Raw genomic sequence first — 15,298 nt, forward strand, 5'->3', positions numbered from 1 at the left:
CAACCTTGTTCAGTGAGTCGCCGCGGCCTCGATCACGTGCGTCGTTCCCGCCGTCGCGACCGTGTCGACGAGCGTGAGCCCGGCGGCCGCGAGCAACCTGCGATACTCGTCCGTCGTACGCTCCCGTCCGCCGGTCATGATCAGCATGTTCACGTCCGACAACGCCGTACGAACAGGATCGGGTGATCGGTCGAGCAGTTGCTCCACGAGCAGCACACGGCCGTCGGTCGGCAACGCGCGGCGGCAGTTGCGGAGGATCTCGATCGACTCGGCGTCCGCCCAGTCGTGGATCACCGACTTGAGCACCAGCGCGTCGCCCGCCGGCACGCTCTCGAAGAAGTCACCACCGACCACCTGGAAGCGTTCCGTATCCGCTCCGGCGACAACGTCGGGCTGGTCGAACAGCACACCGTGGATGGTCGGGTAGCGCTCCAGGATCCCGCTCAGCAACCGCCCGTGCCCGCCGCCGACGTCAACCACGCTCTCGTACCGGCTGAAGTCGTACGCCGTGACGACCGCGTCCGAGACCGCGTCCGCCATCGACGTCATCGCGGCGTCGAACGCCTCCTGTTCGTCGGGATGCTTGGCGCGGTACTCCCACACCGGTTCGCCGTGCACGATCGAGAACGCGGTTTCGCCGGAGCGCACGCACTGCTCCAACGCGGCGTACGTCTGCCAGTAGGAGCCGGTGCCGATGAATCGGGCCCAGCCCGCGACCGAGCGCGGTACGTCGACCCGCAACGCCGCCCCGAGTTCGGTGTTCGCGAAGCTCCCGTCGTCAGCCGTGTACAGGCCGAGTGCGGTCAAGGCGTGCAGGAGTCGAGCGAGCGCTTGTTCGTCGGCGCCGGTCGACTCGGCCAGCTCGGCCAGGGTCTGCGGACCGGTGGCGAGCGCGTCGCTGATCCCGAGCCGAGCGGCCACCGAGATCGCTTGGGACACCTGGTATCCGCCGATCAGGCGGAGCAACTCCCGAGAAGCATCCATGGGGCATTGTGCGCCCGCGGGGGCCGGTCGGTCAGCAGTCCATCGCGGGGAACGTGTAGCCCTGCGCCTTCAGCAACGGCAGTACCTTGTCCAGCGCGCCGACGGTCTGCGCGCGGTTCCCGCCGCCGTCGTGCAGCAGGATGATGTTGTGGTTGTGCGCGTGGGTCATGATGTTGTGCACGATCGCGGGCGTCCCCGGACGGGCCCAGTCCCGCGGGTCGACGTCCCAGAGCACCTGTACCTTGCCGGCGGCCTTGATGTCGGCGCGCACCTTCGGGTTCGAGGCGCCGTACGGCGGCCGGAAGCAGGTCGACGCCGGTCCGTCGAAGATCTCGTGGTGCCGCTTCGCCGCCGGCACCGCGGTGAGCTGCGGATGCGTGATCGAGTGGCTGCCGATCGTGTTGCCCGCGGCAAGCACCTGCTCGCGCAGGCCGGGGTGCGCGGTCTGCATCGCGCCGAGCTCGAAGAACGTGGCGTGCGCGCCGTGCTTGCGCAGTACCTGCAGGACCTTCGGAGTCCAGTACGGGTCCGGTCCGTCGTCGAAGCTGAAGAACAGCACCTTTTTGTTGCCGGTGGCAAACGCCGCGGTGGGGTTCGGCGCCGGCCGGTGCGGTGTCGACGGCGGCGCGTTCAGGGTCGGCGTCGCGGTCGGCATCGGCGACGGTGTGACCGAGGTCTGGGTGGCCGCGGCGGCGGGCCGCGGCGGCGGTTCGTGCCCGAGCGCCAGGACCAGCAGCGAACCGGCGACGACGGCCAGCGCCACCCCGGTCGCGACGAACGCGGCGAACCTTCGGGACATGATCGCTCCCCACTGCGAATCAGGCGGTAGTTCCCCAGTGCTCCCGGCCGAGATGGTCAGGAGCGCCTCAACACACCAAAGACGCCTTACCTGTCAGCCTGGTTGGCCTGGCTGTGTTGCGGTGAGATCTCGACTGTCGCGGCGCCCCCGCGGTGGTACAGCCGGCCCTCGAGTGACTTCACGCTCGCGACCAGCACGAAGCTCATGCTGACCAACAACGACCACGCCCCGAACTTCGCCGGGTGGACGAGCCGCCAGACGTTCACCTGGTCGGGGTAGTTCCACGCGTCCAGGAACGTGCCCGCGTTCTCGGCGATCCAGAGGAAGAACCCGATCAACGCGAACGCGACCGCGAGCGGCATCCGGTAGCGCCGTATTCCGACGGTGAAGAAGACCCAGGTGCGACGCAGTACGACGAGCAGCCCGAGCGTGATCGGGATCCGCAGGTCGGGGATCCAGTGATGGGTGAAGAAGTTCGCGTAGATCAGGACGGCGAGCACCGTGGTCTGGAGCGGCCGGTAGCCACTCACCCGCAGGTCGAACCGGCGCCACGCCTGACAGATGTAGCTGCCGACCGCGGCGTACATGAACCCGGCGAACAGCGGTACGCCGGCGATCTTCGTCACCGCGTCACCCGGGTACTGCCATGAGCCGACGTGCACCTTGAACAGCTCCAGCCCGAGCCCGACCAGATGGAACCCGAAGATCACCGCGACCTCGCGCCAGGTCTCCAGCCGGACCAGCCAGAACAGCAGCGTCAGCGCGAGGCAGTAGATCAGCAACGCGTCGTACCGGGCGATCGGGAGTGCGACGTACTTCGAGATCGCCAGGCCCGCGAACAGGAACGCCGGGAACAGGCACGACACCAGTTCCAGACACCCGAACCGGAGGAATTGCCAGCAACCGAACACGAAGCGTGAAGGGATCCCGAGGCGGTCGGTCCAGGTGGTCACAGACTGGAGACGTTGCTTGCGGTCGCCTGGTTGGGACGAATAAGAACAGTTTCGGGAGGTGGGCGATGGAACCGAAGGTGGTCTACGAGACGGACCGGCTCCTCGTGCGCGACTGGACCGACGCCGACGGGGACCGGGTGTTCGACATCTACCGGCGCTGGGAGGTGTCCCGCTGGCTCGGCGCCGCTCCGCGGGTGATGCCCGACCGTGGCGCCGCGTCGAAGGTGATCGCTCGATGGAACGAGCGCAACCGCGACTCGACGTACGGCGTCTGGGCGGTCCAGGAGCGGGCCACCGGGACGGTCGCGGGGACCGTCCTGCTGGTACCGCTGCCCGACCCGACCGACGGAACCCCTGGACAGGGCGAGGTCGAGGTGGGCTGGCACTTCCACCCCGACGCCTGGGGGCGTGGGCTGGCGACCGAGTCGGCGCGGGGAGCGATCGAGCACGGTTTCAAGGCCGGCGTGGGCCAGATCTACGCGGTCGTCCGCCCGGACAACGTCGCGTCACTGGCCGTCTGCGGCCGGCTCGGCATGCAGCCGATCGGCCGCACGAACCGCTGGTACGGCGCCGAGCTCGAGGCCTTCCTGATCTGACGGATTGGGGTACTTCGGTGTTGGCCGCGTAACCTTGACGCCCGTGGCACTCACCATCGGAATCGTCGGACTCCCCAACGCGGGCAAGTCAACCCTGTTCAACGCGCTGACCAAGAACGACGTGCTCGCCGCGAACTACCCGTTCGCGACCATCGAGCCGAACGTCGGGGTGGTCGGCGTCCCGGACGCCCGGCTGCCGAAGCTGGCCGAGCTGTACGACTCCGCCAAGGTGATCCCGGCCACCGTGCAGTTCGTCGACATCGCCGGCATCGTCCGCGGCGCGTCGGAGGGTGAGGGGCTCGGGAACAAGTTCCTCAGCCACATCCGCGAGTCGGACGCGATCTGCCAGGTCACCCGGGTGTTCCGCGACGACGACGTCACCCACGTCGACGGCAAGGTCTCGCCGGCCGACGACATCTCCACCATCCAGACCGAGCTGATCCTCGCCGACCTGCAGACCGTCGAGAAGGCGATCCCGCGGCTGGAGAAGGAAGCCCGGCTGAAGAAGGAGAGCGCGGCCGTCCTGGACGCGGTCCGCGAGGCGCAGAAGCACCTCGAGGCCGGTACGCCGATCAGCGCCACGAACATCGACCGCGACGCGATCCGCGAACTGATGCTGATGACCGCCAAGCCGTACCTGTACGTCTTCAACTGCGACGCCGACGAGCTCGCCGACGAGGCCCTGTTGCAGAAGATGCGGGACCTGGTCGCGCCGGCCGAGGCGATCTTCCTGGACGCCAAGTTCGAGGCCGAACTGGTCGAGCTCGGCGACGAGGACGAGGCCCGCGAGATGCTCAGCGAGATGGGCATCGAGGAGCCCGGCCTCGACGTACTCGCCCGGGTCGGCTTCGACACCCTCGGTCTGCAGACCTACCTCACCGCAGGCCCCAAGGAATCCCGTGCCTGGACGATCAAACGCGGCGCAACCGCCCCCGAGGCCGCCGGTGTCATCCACACCGACTTCCAGCGTGGCTTCATCAAGGCCGAAATCGTCTCCTTCGACGACCTCATGACCGCCGGCAACATGACCGCCGCCCGCGCCGCCGGCAAGGTCCGCATGGAAGGCAAGGACTACGTGATGCAAGACGGCGACGTCGTGGAGTTCCGCTTCAACGTCTGAGAAAGATGAAGCTGGGGGAGTGGGACGGCGACGTGGTGGAGTTCTGCTTCAACGTCTGACCACCGGTAGTTGAGTCGGTGGCGGGGCTCAGGCTGGGTGGAGGCTGAATTCGTGGCCGTTCGGGTCGGCCAGCTCGAGGTGGTTTGCGTGGTCGGCGAGGCGGGTCGCGCCGAGCGCGACCAGTCGTTCCGCCTCGTTGGCGGGATCCGCCGCCACCAGATCGAAGCGCTGCCGATTCCTCGCGTTCTTGGATCGGTCCCATGCGTCCCAGGAGATCTTGGTGCCGCCGAGCGGCGACTGGACCGCGGTCTGCTCGTTCTCGTCCAGCACCAGCGGCCAGCCCAGCGCGTCGCGCCAGAACAGGCCGACGTCCCGCGTTCCGTTACAGGTGACCTCGCCGAGGTATCCGGTGCCGGCCAGCCAGTTGTTGCCCGGCTCGATCACACACAGCTCGTTGCCACCAGGATCGGCCAGTACGACGAAGCTCTCGTCAGGCCCTTGTCCCACGTCAAGGTGGCGACCACCCAGGCGCAACGCTGTCTCGACGGTCCGCTGCTGATCTTCAAGGCTGGTGCTCGTCAGATGCAGATGCAGCTGCCGCGGGCCAACCTGCAAGCTGTCGGACGTGACAAACCGGAGCCCAACCTGCGTCTCGTTCCCCGGCACCAACGCGCCATCAGGCTCCATGACAACCTCCCGGCCGAGCATCCCGGCCCAGAAGTCCGCCACCGCCGCCGAGTCGGCCACGTCAAAGACAACTGCTTCCAGTCGAAGAGCCACCCCTAGACCCTAGGACGCCCCCGTCCGCCGAGCGACCGGTTTCCGCAGGCATCGACCTACCGCGGCTGATCTTCGAGCCCGGGGTCGCGGCTGTGTTGGACTGCGATGGCTTGGGCGGCTTTGTGGACTGCTTGGGCTAGTTCTGTTGGGGCGATGACTTGGGCGGCGCCGGCCTGGGCGAGGACGGCAGCTTGGGCTTCGGGGTGGGACTCCAGGTCGGTGTGGACGAGCCACCAGCCGTCGTCTGCCGGGACCATCGGGGTGGTGGGGCGGAAGCGGCGTACGGCGTGGTCGCGAACTTTGAGGGTGACGGGGTACGTCGGGCGCGCGGCCCGGAACTCCTCTTGGGATTGGGCCCAGTAGGCAGCCAGGTCGAAACCGGACGGGCGGGTGAACGTGCGAGTCGTGAGTTCGGCCGAGGTCACACGCGACAGGCGGTAGGTGCGAAGACGACCGTCGGTGCGGGCGGCGACCAGGTACCAGGTGCGGGTCTTCGCGACCAGCCCGAGCGGCTCGATCGGGAACGGTCCGCGGCGCCGGGTGCCGCCGTCCGTCGAGTGGGCGGCCGACTCGGGCTCGCCGTACTGGATCTCGATCGTGCGTTCTTCCCAGACGGCCTGGCGGCAGAGGTCGAGCCAGCGCGGGGTTTCGCGGCGGTCGTCCCAGCCCGCGTGGTCGATCAGGAGCCGTTGCCGCGCGTACTCCGCTTCTCGGCGGGTCCCCTCGGGGAGCGACGCGATCAGCTTCGTGACCGCGAGTTCGCTGGACGCGTCAAGCCCCAGATCGGCGAGAACACGCGCGGTCGCCCCCACGAACACCGACATCACCTCGGACGGCGTGAGCCCGGTGAGCCGGCTGCGGTAATCGGGAAGCAGCGCCCACCCACCGCCACGCCCGCGGATCGAATACACAGGCACCCCGGCGAGACTCAACGCATCAAGGTCACGCTGAACGGTCCGCGGCGAGACCTCCAACACCACGGCCAACTGCGCAACCGTCGACCGACCACCCGTCTGCAACCGCAACAACAGCCGAAGAAGCCGCTCCGCACGCATCCCCGGACTATCTCAATGAAACAGGCCATCGACAGCCGTCTTTTCCCGTGGAAGCTGTACGAGAAATGCATCGCGGGCGAGGGCTCGGCCGGTTAGCGTCGCGGGATGGTTGATGACTTGTTTGGGGTGCCTCGGTTGGTTCGGCTTTATGACTTGTTGGAGGTCGGGCGGGGGGATCTCGAGCATTACGCGGCGATGGTGGGGGAGTTCGGGCTACGGCGGGTGTTGGACGTGGGGTGTGGGACGGGGGAACTGGCCTGTTTGCTGGCGGCGCGGGGTGTTGAGGTCGTGGGGGTGGATCCGGCGGCGGCTTCGTTGGAGGTTGCTCGGGGCAAGGAGTTTGCGGAGCGGGTGCGGTGGATCCATGGGGACGCCACGTCCTTGCCGGAGCTGGATGTCGAATTGGCGGTGATGACGGGCAACGTCGCGCAGGTGTTCCTGACCGATGAGGACTGGGCGGCGACGGTGCGTGGGGTGCATGATGCGCTCGTCGCCGGTGGGCGGTTCGTGTTCGAGACGCGGGATCCGGCGCGGCGGATCTGGGAGGAGTGGGCGGAGTGGTCGCGCGAGAAGACCGGGCAGGTTGTCGCGGCCGACGACGGTGGGACCGTCGAGGTCTGGAGCGAGTTGACCGACGTGGACCTGCCGTTCGTATCGTTCCGCGCGAACTACGTGTTCTCCTCCGACGGGGCGGTGCTGACGTCGGACTCGACGTTGCGGTTCCGCGAGCGGGACGAGGTCGAGCAGTCGTTGGTGGCGGCCGGGTTCGCGGTGGACGACGTACGGGAGGCGCCGGATCGCCCGGGCAAAGAGTTCGTGTTCGTCGCTAGGAAGCTTTGAGTAGCGCGGTGAGGGTGTGGTGGGCCGTGCGGGACATGACCGGGTTGGTCTCCACGTAATACCAGAGGCAGCCGATGGCCTGGGCGAACGACCAGGCCATGCCGCGGCGCCACTCGGCGTCGTCGCTGCCGAGTGCCGTCCGGAACGCGGAACGCGCTGTCGGGTCGAGGAGGTTCCACGCGGGCTGGAGGTCCATCGCGGGGTCGGAGACGGTGAAGGTGCCGACGTCGATCACACCGGCGAGTCGGCCGTCCTTGACCAGCAGGTTGCCGGGCATCAGGTCGCGGTGCGTCCATGCGTCCGGCTCGGTGTGGGGCGTCGTCCGCAGGTCGGCCCACAACCGCGCGAGCGCGTCCACGTCGATCATCCCGCGACTGCGCTCCAGACCGTCCGCGACATAAGGGTCCTGCGACGTCACCAGCCCGCCACGCCACGACCCGGTGAACACCCGCCCCTCGGTCGGCTGCGCACGCAGCGCCAGCACGAATCGCGCCAGATCCTCCGCGAAGGCAGGTGATCCGGCCACGTCGGCGTCGTACGCGATCGTCCCGTGGACCCAGCTGTAGACACTCCACGGCAGCGGATAGTCCAGCCCCGGCGCACCGATCGCGACCGGCTCCGGCGTCGGGTACGGCGACATCGCGCGCAACCGCCGCGCGGCGTCGGCCTCGTCCTCGAGCTCCCGCCGCAGCTCGTCCGGGTCGCCCGGCAGGATCACGAACCGGGCCACCAGTTCGTCCCCGATCCGGAACAGCGCGTTGACCGTCCCGTGCGAGGTCACCTCGCGGATCCGCAACCCGCTCCAATCCGGGAACTGCTCCCGGACCAGACCTGCCACGTCGTCGGTCGTGACGCTCAGCTGCCCCTCGTGCATGACCATCCGCAGAACCTACTTCAGTGCGTTGCGAGCGGGCGGGCGCGGTCCGTGGCCAGGCGGATCGCGAAGGCCGCGAGCGCCGTACCGGTCAGGTAGCGGTGGATCCGCATCCAGGTCGGACGGCGGGCGAGGAACACCGCGACGGAGCCGGCGGTGATCACGAAGGCTGCGTTCATCACGACGCCGACGGTGAGCTGGCCGAGGCCGAGGACCAGGCTCTGCAGGCCGAGGTGGCCGCGGGACGGGTCGAGGAACTGGGGGAGCAGCGAGATGTAGAGGATCGCGATCTTCGGGTTCAGCAGACAGGTCAGCAGGCCCATACCGAACAGTTTCCGCGGCCGGTCAGGCTCCAGTTCCTGCGTCGCGAATACCGACGAGCCGCCGGGGCGGAGCGCGTTCCAGGCAAGCCACAGCAGGTACGCCGCTCCGGCGAGCTTGAGCGTCACGTAGATCTCGGGGACGAGCGCGAACAGCGTCGCGAGACCGGCGCTTGCCGCGAGCAAATAGATGCCGAACCCGACGCCGACCCCGGCCAGCGAGATCAGTCCGGCGCGCCGGCCCTGCGCGATCGATCGGGAGATCAGGTAGATCATGTTCGGTCCGGGGACGATCACCAGACCCAGTTCGACCAGGGCGATACCGAGGAGCGCTTCGTTGCTGACCAGCATGGATCGAACCTAACAGCGCGGGCTCGGAGACCGTTGGGGTTTTCCGATCGGCGGAATTGCACTCGCGGCCGGTGCTCACCCTCGGTTAGCGTGGGGGCGTACGCCTGACGGTTTGTGAAGGAGACGGTATGAGCGACAAGTCCAGCACGCCGGCGGACGATCTGCAGAAGAAGTTCCGGGAAGCGCTCGAGAAGAAGAACGCCGGAAACCACGACCACCCCGGCAGCGGGGTCCGTGGCCAGGGCGTCGGCGAAGCGCACAACGACAAGCAGAAGCGCCAGTTCCGGCGCAAGTCCGGCAGCTGACCACCGCCACTGTCCATCCATCCGCATGAGCCCCGGGTTGCCGCCCGGGGCTCGACCTTTCCCCGGGCAGTACGTCGAGGCAGCGCTCCGGGAACTTCTCAGGACTGCGGATACCCTTTGCGGGCTGTGGACAGGCGATAACTTGTCCGCGGGCTTCATCGAGTGTCCGAGGTTCGGTCGATTGCCCCGAGCGGCGACGGCTACTGGGGGATCGGCGCGAGCAGGCCGGCCAACCGGCCGAGTTCGGGCTCCCAACCCTGCCGGTGGTTGGCGGCGTCTTCGGCGTTCGCGAAGCCGGTGTGGCTGAGTAGCATCCGGGTGCCGTCCGCGACCTCGGACAGTTCGACCTCGACCCGGGTCGGATCGTCGTCGGTTCCGTCCCACTTCCAGCTGAAGACCAGCCGCCGTGGCGGCTCGACCTCCAGATAGGTCCCGCGCACCACGTGTGGTCCCATCCGCACGACGTAGTCCCCACCGACCCGGACCTCGGCCTCGACCTTCAGCTTCAGGTCCGGGTTCGGGCAGTACCACTGGGCCAGCAGTTCGGCGCGCGTCCAGGCGTCGTACACCCGCCCGATCGTTGCCGGCAGCACCCTTTCGATCCGGATCTCAGTGGTCATCGGAGTCCCCTCGCAGCAGTTCTTCCAGCCGGTCGACGGTGCTGTTCCAGTACGTCGTGAGGTCGCCGAGCCACTGCTCCACCTCGGTGAACGCCTCCGGCCGGAGCGTGCACACCACGGTCCGGCCGACCCGCCGCCGGTGCACCAGCCCGGCGTCGACCAGCACCCGGACGTGCTTGGTCATCGCCGGTGGCGTGATCCGGTGCGGCTCGGCGAGCTCGCCCATGGTCGCGTCGCCGCGGCTGAGCCGGCCGACGATCGCCAGCCGGGTCGGGTCCGCCAGCGCTCCGAAGGTCCTCGGCAGTCCGGTCAGCACGAGAACACTTCACCAATTGGTGAAGTGTTCTGTCAAGTCCGTACGCTGGCCGACATGACGCAGCCGTTCATCGAGACCAGTGGAACCGCCCGCCACGACGGCTTCGCGGCCCTCGCCGCCGGCGGACCGTTGCAGCGCCTGACGCTGTTCACCGGCGTCCCCGTCTGCCTCGTCACCGGGTACGCCGAGACGCGCGAACTGCTCGCCCATCCGGACGTGGTGCGTGCACCGCTGGACGGCCCGCACCGGGACTCGGTGATGGACGACCTGATCTACCGCACCGAGCAGCACATGCTCGGCGCGAACCCGCCGGACCACACCCGGCTCCGCAAACTGGTCACCGCCGCCTTCACCCGCCGCCGGATCGACGCCCTCGAGCCACGGATCCGCGAGATCGCGGGCGAGCTCCTCGACGAGATGGCGGCTGAGGTGGTTGAGGCGGGTGACCGCGTCGACCTGGTGAACGCGTACAGCTACCCGCTGCCGATCACCGTGATCTGCGAGCTGATCGGCATCCCGGCGGTGCGCCGCGAGGACTTCCGCCGCTGGTCGACGGTGTTCGTGAACGCCACCGTGCACACCGCGGAGGAGTACATCGAGGCGACCACGCTGATGCTCGACTTCGTGCACGAGCTGATCGCGACCAAGCGGGCGGCGCCGGCCGACGACCTGTTGTCCGGCCTGATCCTGGCGCAGGACGACGGCGACCGGCTGAGCGAGGACGAGCTCACCTCGATGATCTTCCTGCTGCTCGCCGCCGGGCACGAGACCACGGTCAGCCTGATCACGAACGGAGTACACGCTCTGCTTCGGCATCCGGACCAGCTCGCGCTGCTGACGGCGGAGCCCGATCGGCTACCCGCCGCCGTCGAGGAACTGCTCAGGTACGACGGCCCGCTGCAGGCCGCGATCCCGTACGTCGCGCAGGCGCCGCTCGAGCTCGCCACGGGCAAGGTCGAGGCCGGCGAGGTGATCGTCTTCGCGCTCCTCCCGGCGAACCGCGACGCCCGCAAGGTCGACCGCGCGGACGAGCTCGACATCACCCGGGCCGACACCGCGCACCTCGCGTTCGGGCACGGCATCCACCACTGCCTCGGCGCGCCGCTGGCCCGGCTGGAGGGCCGGATCGCGCTCGGCATGCTGTTCGAGCGGTTCCCCAACCTACGGCTGGCCGAGCCGGACCAGGACCCGCCGCGGCACCCCAGCCTGTTGATGAACGCGATCCGGGAACTACCCGTACAGCTGTAATCGCGCCTCGTCGGAGCCGCCTGAACATCCGATGAACCGCGGCTGAATCACACCGGTGGGATTGCAGCTTGCTTGACCGGGGATGTCATTCTGTCCGGGTGACAGAGTTGATGGAGGTCGCGCGACACCTGCTGAGCCTCGCGATGGCCTCGCACTGGCTGCTGCTGGTGCTGTTCATCGCCGCGGCGGTCGACGCGGTGTTCCCGGTCGTGCCCAGCGAGGGCATGGTCGTCACCGCCGGCATGGCAGCCGCCGCCGGCCACCAGAACCTGCTGCTGGTGATCGCGGTCGCGATGGCCGGATCGGTCATCGGTGAATCGGTCTGTTACTTCATGGGCCGCGGCTCCGGCCCGGCGCTGCACCGCTGGATGAAGCGTCAGGAGCGTCGCCAGCGGGTCTACGACAGAGTCTCGGCCGCGCTGCACTCGCGCGGCGGGTTGATCCTGATGACGGTGCGTTACATCCCCGGCGCCCGGATGGTCGCGACGCTGACGGCGGGTGCGACGCGGTACTCGTTCAAGAAGTTCATCGTGTTCACCATCGCCGGCGTCACCGTCGCCTACACGTACGTCGCCCTGCTCGGGTACCTCGGTGGTGACGCGTTCGCGCACGACCAGCTGAAGGCGCTCGCGTTCAGCCTGAGCCTGGCCGCCGTGGTCGGTCTGGTGATCGAGACGACCCGCCGGATCGCGGTCAAGCGCCGCGCGGCGAAGATCACGAGCGCTTAACGATCCCCGCCCGGGTTTCGCCGCCGACGCGTGTCCCGGACCAACATTCCGGGGCGGACGTGCGTCAGTAGACAGGTGGTGAGGCCTGGGGTGAACCTCGTGGGCGCCGCGCTCGTGATCGCGGCGGTTGCGGCCGGATGTGCCGACGTACCCCTGGAAGGCGCTCCGTCGCCGGGCAATCCCACCGCCACCCGGCCCGGCACCGCGCCGACAGCGAAGCCCAGCGTCACGCCGGCGCCGAGCACGAAGCCGACGCCCAGCACGCCGTCAACGCCCAGCACGCCGTCAACGAAGCCGACGCCGTCGACACCCCCGGCGAAACCGCCGGCCGGGAACCTGCTCGCCGCCGCACCGGTGACCCGGAGCTTCCCGGGCCGGCTGCCGACCGGGAAGCCGCCACTGTTCGTGGTCGTCTCGTTCGACGGCGCCGGCGATCTCGCCCTCTGGGCGCACTGGCGGGCGGTCGCGAAGCAGGTCAACGCCCGAATGACGTTCTTCCTCTCCGGTCCGTACCTCTACCCGGGCGATCACCGCGACGACTACAAACCGCCGTACAAGAAGCCCGGCGCGTCGGATATCGGCTGGGGTGACACCGCGAACGTGCTCGGCCGGACAACGGTCCTGCGGCAGGCGATCGCCGAGGGCCACGAGATCGGCACCCACGCGAACGGGCACTTCTGCGGCTCGACCGGTATCGGCCGGTGGACGACGGCGCAGTGGACCGCCGAACTGAGCGCGTTCGACCGGATGGTGCGGACCGGGCCGTCACTCGCGGCCGGCAAGACGGTCGCGCCACCGTTCGACCCCGCGACCGTGAAGGGCATGCGGACGCCGTGCCTGGAGGGCAACCGGCCCGCGTACCGGCAGGCGATGGTCCAGCGCGGCATGCTGTACGACGCGTCCGCGCCCGGCTACATCGCCTGGCCGAAGAAGCAGAACGGGGTGTGGGACTTCCCGCTCGAGTCGGTCACGCTGGCGGGGACCGGCAAGAAGACGCTGACGATGGACTACAACCTGTGGTTCGCGCAGACCCAGGCCCGCAAGGCGCCGCTCGCGCAGGCGCCCGCGTTGAAGGCCCAGGTGCTCGCGACCTATCGGCAGGCGCTCGCGAAGTCGCGGGCGAGCGGCAACCCGCCGCTGTTCCTCGGCAACCACTTCAACCGGTGGAACAACAGCGTGTACTCCGACGCGCTCACCGATTTCGTCAAGCAGACGTGCACGCAGCCCGATGTCCGGTGTGTGTCGAACATGGAGCTGGCGAGCTGGCTGGCGAAGTACGGCGTACCCAGTGGACGGAACCGGCCGTCATAACCCTGTCATAGCTTCAGGTAGCCGTACGCGCTCTGCCAGGTGCCGCCGTCCTTGATCCGGCCGACGACCAGCCGCTGCAGGCGGGTGTCCTGCGGGAGCTCGTCGAGGTGGTCGAGGCCATGGGTGCGGAACGTGAAGAAGATCGCGCTGTCCTGGCTGTCGTTCGGTGTTCCGTACGGCGTGAAGCGGCGGCCGAACTTCACCATGTTCGAGTCCTGCGGGAGGTTGTCGAGCAGGTACGGGTCGATCAGCCAGGACCACAGGTTCGCGGTTTTCACGGGGTACTCCGGGAAGTAGCGCGGGAAGAACTCGCGGGCCTGCTGGAGGCTCTCGTCGACCAGCTCGGGCGTGAGCGCACCGGTCTCCGGGATGTGGACGCCGATGATCCACTCGCCCGGCTCGGTGCCCGGGACCGGCTTGTCGGCCGGGACCTGGTGCAGCAGGTACTGCAGCCGGCCGAGCGCGTAGATCTGGCCGGTCCAGTGGATCGTCATCCACCAGTGCGTCTCCAGGCCGTAGTCACCGTGGGTGCGGCGGTTCACCTTGATCTGCTGCCCGAGGTCGGCGAGCGTCGCCCAGCTGATGTCGTCCGGGATCCCGCGCTCCGCGTGGTACCGGCGGATGTCCGGCACGGTGTCCAGGAACGCCTGGATCGAGTTCCGCGGGTCCTCCGGCATCCGGAACTCCGGCTCGCTCCCGAGCCGGCCGATCGCGCCCCGGATCTGGTCGGCGAGATCTTTCACCGCCACCTGATCCGGCGAGAACGCCTCAGCGGCCTCGCGGTCGACCTCGGCAAACCCCAGCAGGCGATATTCCTCGGCAGTCGTCACTCGTCAACGTTAACCGATGAGGCCCGGCCAGAGACTTACGATCTGAGGCGTGGGCTGGGGTGGCAGGTCAGAGGAGCGGACCTGAGCCACTCACCAACCTCCGGCGGTGAGGGCTCCCCGCGCTCGGCGCCCTGCGCGGAGCGGCCGCCGGCGGGGGTTGGTGAGTGGTGCAGGTCCGCTTACCGTTCCTCCGCCAGGCCGAGGTAGAGGATCTTCGGGTCGGCTGGGTTGAAGGCGAGGGACGGGATGCCGTCGTTGCGGTTGTGGTTCTTGGTGAGCTCGCCGGTCGACGGGCGGAAGCGGTACAGGTCGGCGCCGTAGTTCGCGAACGACGTGCCGTAGCTGAAGTAGAGCAGGTCCGGGTCGGCCGGCGACGCCCACATGTGGTTGCCGTTGATCAGGTCGGCCCGGCTCTGGTCCAGCACCTCGCGGAACTTCAGTCCGCCGTCGGTGGACTCCCAGATGAACCGCGTCGACCGGTCACGGTCGTAGCCCTCCATCCAGACCTTCGACGGGTCGGCGGGCGAGATCGCCAGGCTGAACGCGTTCACGCGCTCGACCGGCCGCGACCGGGTCCAGGTCCGCCCGCCGTCGTACGTGACGTACACGCCGTCCGACATCACCCCGATCACGATGTGGTCCGGGTTCCGCGGGTCCACCACCGCGTCGTACAGGAACAGATCACGAGCAGCCGGTACGCCGACGCGCTGCCAGGTCACGCCGTCGTTCGAGGAGTCGTAGAGCTGCCCGTCGTCGGCCACCGCACGCAATCGCCCGGGCCGGGCGTCGAGCGCCGCGAGACCACCGCCGTCGACGGGCCCCGCGACCGTGCTGACCTGCGCTCCGTGGACGCGATGAATGGGCTGGTCGTTAACGCTGTAGACGTACGCCGAGTCGCCCGGGCCCGGCTGAACGTCGTACGTGCTGAGATCGTCCGGCGACTTGTCGAGGAGCTGCCAGCTGCAGCCTGCGTCGTTGGAGCGTTGAATCGCTTGCTTGCCGATGGTGATGAGCGTGTTCGGTTCTTCGAGCGTCGCGACCTTCGCGTACGTGACAGGGCGCAGCGTGCCGGTCGTCGGGGCGAGGGTGGCCCCGTCGGACTCGGTGATCGTCACCGAGCCGTCGCCGTACACGGTGTCGCAGTGCGGCTCGTTCCAGAACCAGCCGGGATCAGCGGCGGTCGGCACGATCAGAAGCAGGGCGGCCAGGGCACTTCCGAGGGCGGTCATCCCTTAGATGTAAGGGCCTTCGGGCAGCTGTCACCAGCG

The 15,298-nt window shown here is 68.5% G+C and carries 18 protein-coding genes; 7 read left to right on the top strand and 11 right to left on the bottom strand.

What is annotated here, in order from left to right; genetic code table 11:
- Positions 1-9: 9 nt before the first annotated feature.
- From ACFYRH_RS28030 to ACFYRH_RS28040, 3 genes are all read right to left on the bottom strand, one after another.
- Positions 10-984 carry a methyltransferase gene (locus ACFYRH_RS28030; protein ID WP_387781586.1) on the bottom strand — a complete coding sequence of 325 codons (975 nt, stop codon included), beginning with the start codon at positions 982-984 and terminating at the stop codon, positions 10-12.
- 31 nt (positions 985-1,015) lie between these two features.
- Positions 1,016-1,783, bottom strand: a complete 768-nt coding sequence (locus ACFYRH_RS28035) for a polysaccharide deacetylase family protein (protein WP_387781589.1) — start codon at positions 1,781-1,783, stop codon at positions 1,016-1,018.
- Positions 1,784-1,869: 86 nt separating this feature from the next.
- Positions 1,870-2,736, bottom strand: coding sequence for a DUF817 domain-containing protein (locus ACFYRH_RS28040; RefSeq protein ID WP_387781592.1), 867 nt, complete (start codon positions 2,734-2,736; stop codon positions 1,870-1,872).
- A gap of 65 nt (positions 2,737-2,801) precedes the next feature.
- On the opposite strand from ACFYRH_RS28040, the gene ACFYRH_RS28045 reads away from it, so the two are divergent.
- Positions 2,802-3,332 (top strand): GNAT family N-acetyltransferase, encoded by a 531-nt coding sequence (locus ACFYRH_RS28045; protein WP_387781595.1) that lies wholly within the window; start codon positions 2,802-2,804, stop codon positions 3,330-3,332.
- Between the two features lie 43 nt (positions 3,333-3,375).
- Positions 3,376-4,452, top strand: coding sequence for a redox-regulated ATPase YchF (ychF, locus tag ACFYRH_RS28050; protein WP_387781598.1), 1,077 nt, complete (start codon positions 3,376-3,378; stop codon positions 4,450-4,452).
- 87 nt (positions 4,453-4,539) lie between these two features.
- Here ychF and ACFYRH_RS28055 read toward each other — a convergent pair whose 3' ends face one another.
- A complete protein-coding gene (locus tag ACFYRH_RS28055; protein WP_387781601.1) occupies positions 4,540-5,232 on the bottom strand; it encodes a VOC family protein in 693 nt (230 codons plus the stop codon).
- Between the two features lie 56 nt (positions 5,233-5,288).
- The gene (locus tag ACFYRH_RS28060; RefSeq protein ID WP_387781604.1) at positions 5,289-6,287 is read right to left on the bottom strand and encodes a helix-turn-helix transcriptional regulator; all 999 of its coding nucleotides are present in this window, start codon (positions 6,285-6,287) and stop codon (positions 5,289-5,291) included.
- Positions 6,288-6,392: 105 nt separating this feature from the next.
- Here ACFYRH_RS28060 and ACFYRH_RS28065 point away from each other — a divergent pair, with 105 nt between their 5' ends.
- On the top strand, positions 6,393-7,127 hold the full coding sequence (locus ACFYRH_RS28065) for a class I SAM-dependent methyltransferase (RefSeq protein ID WP_387781607.1): 735 nt from the start codon (positions 6,393-6,395) through the stop codon (positions 7,125-7,127).
- Here the strand turns inward: ACFYRH_RS28065 and ACFYRH_RS28070 are convergent.
- Entirely contained in the window at positions 7,114-8,007 is an 894-nt protein-coding gene (locus tag ACFYRH_RS28070; protein WP_387781610.1) for an aminoglycoside phosphotransferase family protein, read from the bottom strand. The genes ACFYRH_RS28065 and ACFYRH_RS28070 overlap by 14 nt on opposite strands.
- A 14-nt stretch (positions 8,008-8,021) precedes the next feature.
- A complete protein-coding gene (locus ACFYRH_RS28075; RefSeq protein ID WP_387781613.1) occupies positions 8,022-8,672 on the bottom strand; it encodes a LysE family translocator in 651 nt (216 codons plus the stop codon).
- 128 nt (positions 8,673-8,800) lie between these two features.
- Between ACFYRH_RS28075 and ACFYRH_RS28080 the strand changes: the two genes are divergently transcribed.
- Complete coding sequence (locus tag ACFYRH_RS28080) at positions 8,801-8,977, top strand: DUF5302 domain-containing protein (RefSeq protein ID WP_387781616.1); 177 nt, start codon at positions 8,801-8,803, stop codon at positions 8,975-8,977.
- A gap of 200 nt (positions 8,978-9,177) precedes the next feature.
- Here ACFYRH_RS28080 and ACFYRH_RS28085 read toward each other — a convergent pair whose 3' ends face one another.
- Together ACFYRH_RS28085 and ACFYRH_RS28090 are read right to left on the bottom strand one after the other, a co-directional pair.
- On the bottom strand, positions 9,178-9,597 hold the full coding sequence (locus tag ACFYRH_RS28085) for an SRPBCC domain-containing protein (protein ID WP_387781619.1): 420 nt from the start codon (positions 9,595-9,597) through the stop codon (positions 9,178-9,180).
- Complete coding sequence (locus ACFYRH_RS28090; protein ID WP_387781621.1) at positions 9,587-9,913, bottom strand: ArsR/SmtB family transcription factor; 327 nt, start codon at positions 9,911-9,913, stop codon at positions 9,587-9,589. Before ACFYRH_RS28090 ends, ACFYRH_RS28085 begins: the two co-directional genes overlap by 11 nt.
- A 54-nt stretch (positions 9,914-9,967) precedes the next feature.
- Here ACFYRH_RS28090 and ACFYRH_RS28095 point away from each other — a divergent pair, with 54 nt between their 5' ends.
- The 3 genes from ACFYRH_RS28095 to ACFYRH_RS28105 all read left to right on the top strand — a co-directional run bounded on the left by ACFYRH_RS28095 (position 9,968) and on the right by ACFYRH_RS28105 (position 13,200).
- A complete protein-coding gene (locus ACFYRH_RS28095; protein ID WP_387781628.1) occupies positions 9,968-11,161 on the top strand; it encodes a cytochrome P450 in 1,194 nt (397 codons plus the stop codon).
- 98 nt (positions 11,162-11,259) lie between these two features.
- Positions 11,260-11,889, top strand: a complete 630-nt coding sequence (locus ACFYRH_RS28100; protein ID WP_387781633.1) for a DedA family protein — start codon at positions 11,260-11,262, stop codon at positions 11,887-11,889.
- Positions 11,890-11,979: 90 nt separating this feature from the next.
- Positions 11,980-13,200, top strand: coding sequence for a hypothetical protein (locus tag ACFYRH_RS28105; protein WP_387781636.1), 1,221 nt, complete (start codon positions 11,980-11,982; stop codon positions 13,198-13,200).
- Between the two features lie 5 nt (positions 13,201-13,205).
- Here ACFYRH_RS28105 and ACFYRH_RS28110 read toward each other — a convergent pair whose 3' ends face one another.
- Positions 13,206-14,030, bottom strand: a complete 825-nt coding sequence (locus ACFYRH_RS28110; protein WP_387781639.1) for an acyltransferase domain-containing protein — start codon at positions 14,028-14,030, stop codon at positions 13,206-13,208.
- 179 nt (positions 14,031-14,209) lie between these two features.
- On the bottom strand, positions 14,210-15,259 hold the full coding sequence (locus ACFYRH_RS28115; protein WP_387781642.1) for a hypothetical protein: 1,050 nt from the start codon (positions 15,257-15,259) through the stop codon (positions 14,210-14,212).
- Positions 15,260-15,298: the final 39 nt, after the last annotated feature.

This window comes from Kribbella sp. NPDC004875, assembly GCF_042873375.1.
GTDB lineage: Bacteria > Actinomycetota > Actinomycetes > Propionibacteriales > Kribbellaceae > Kribbella.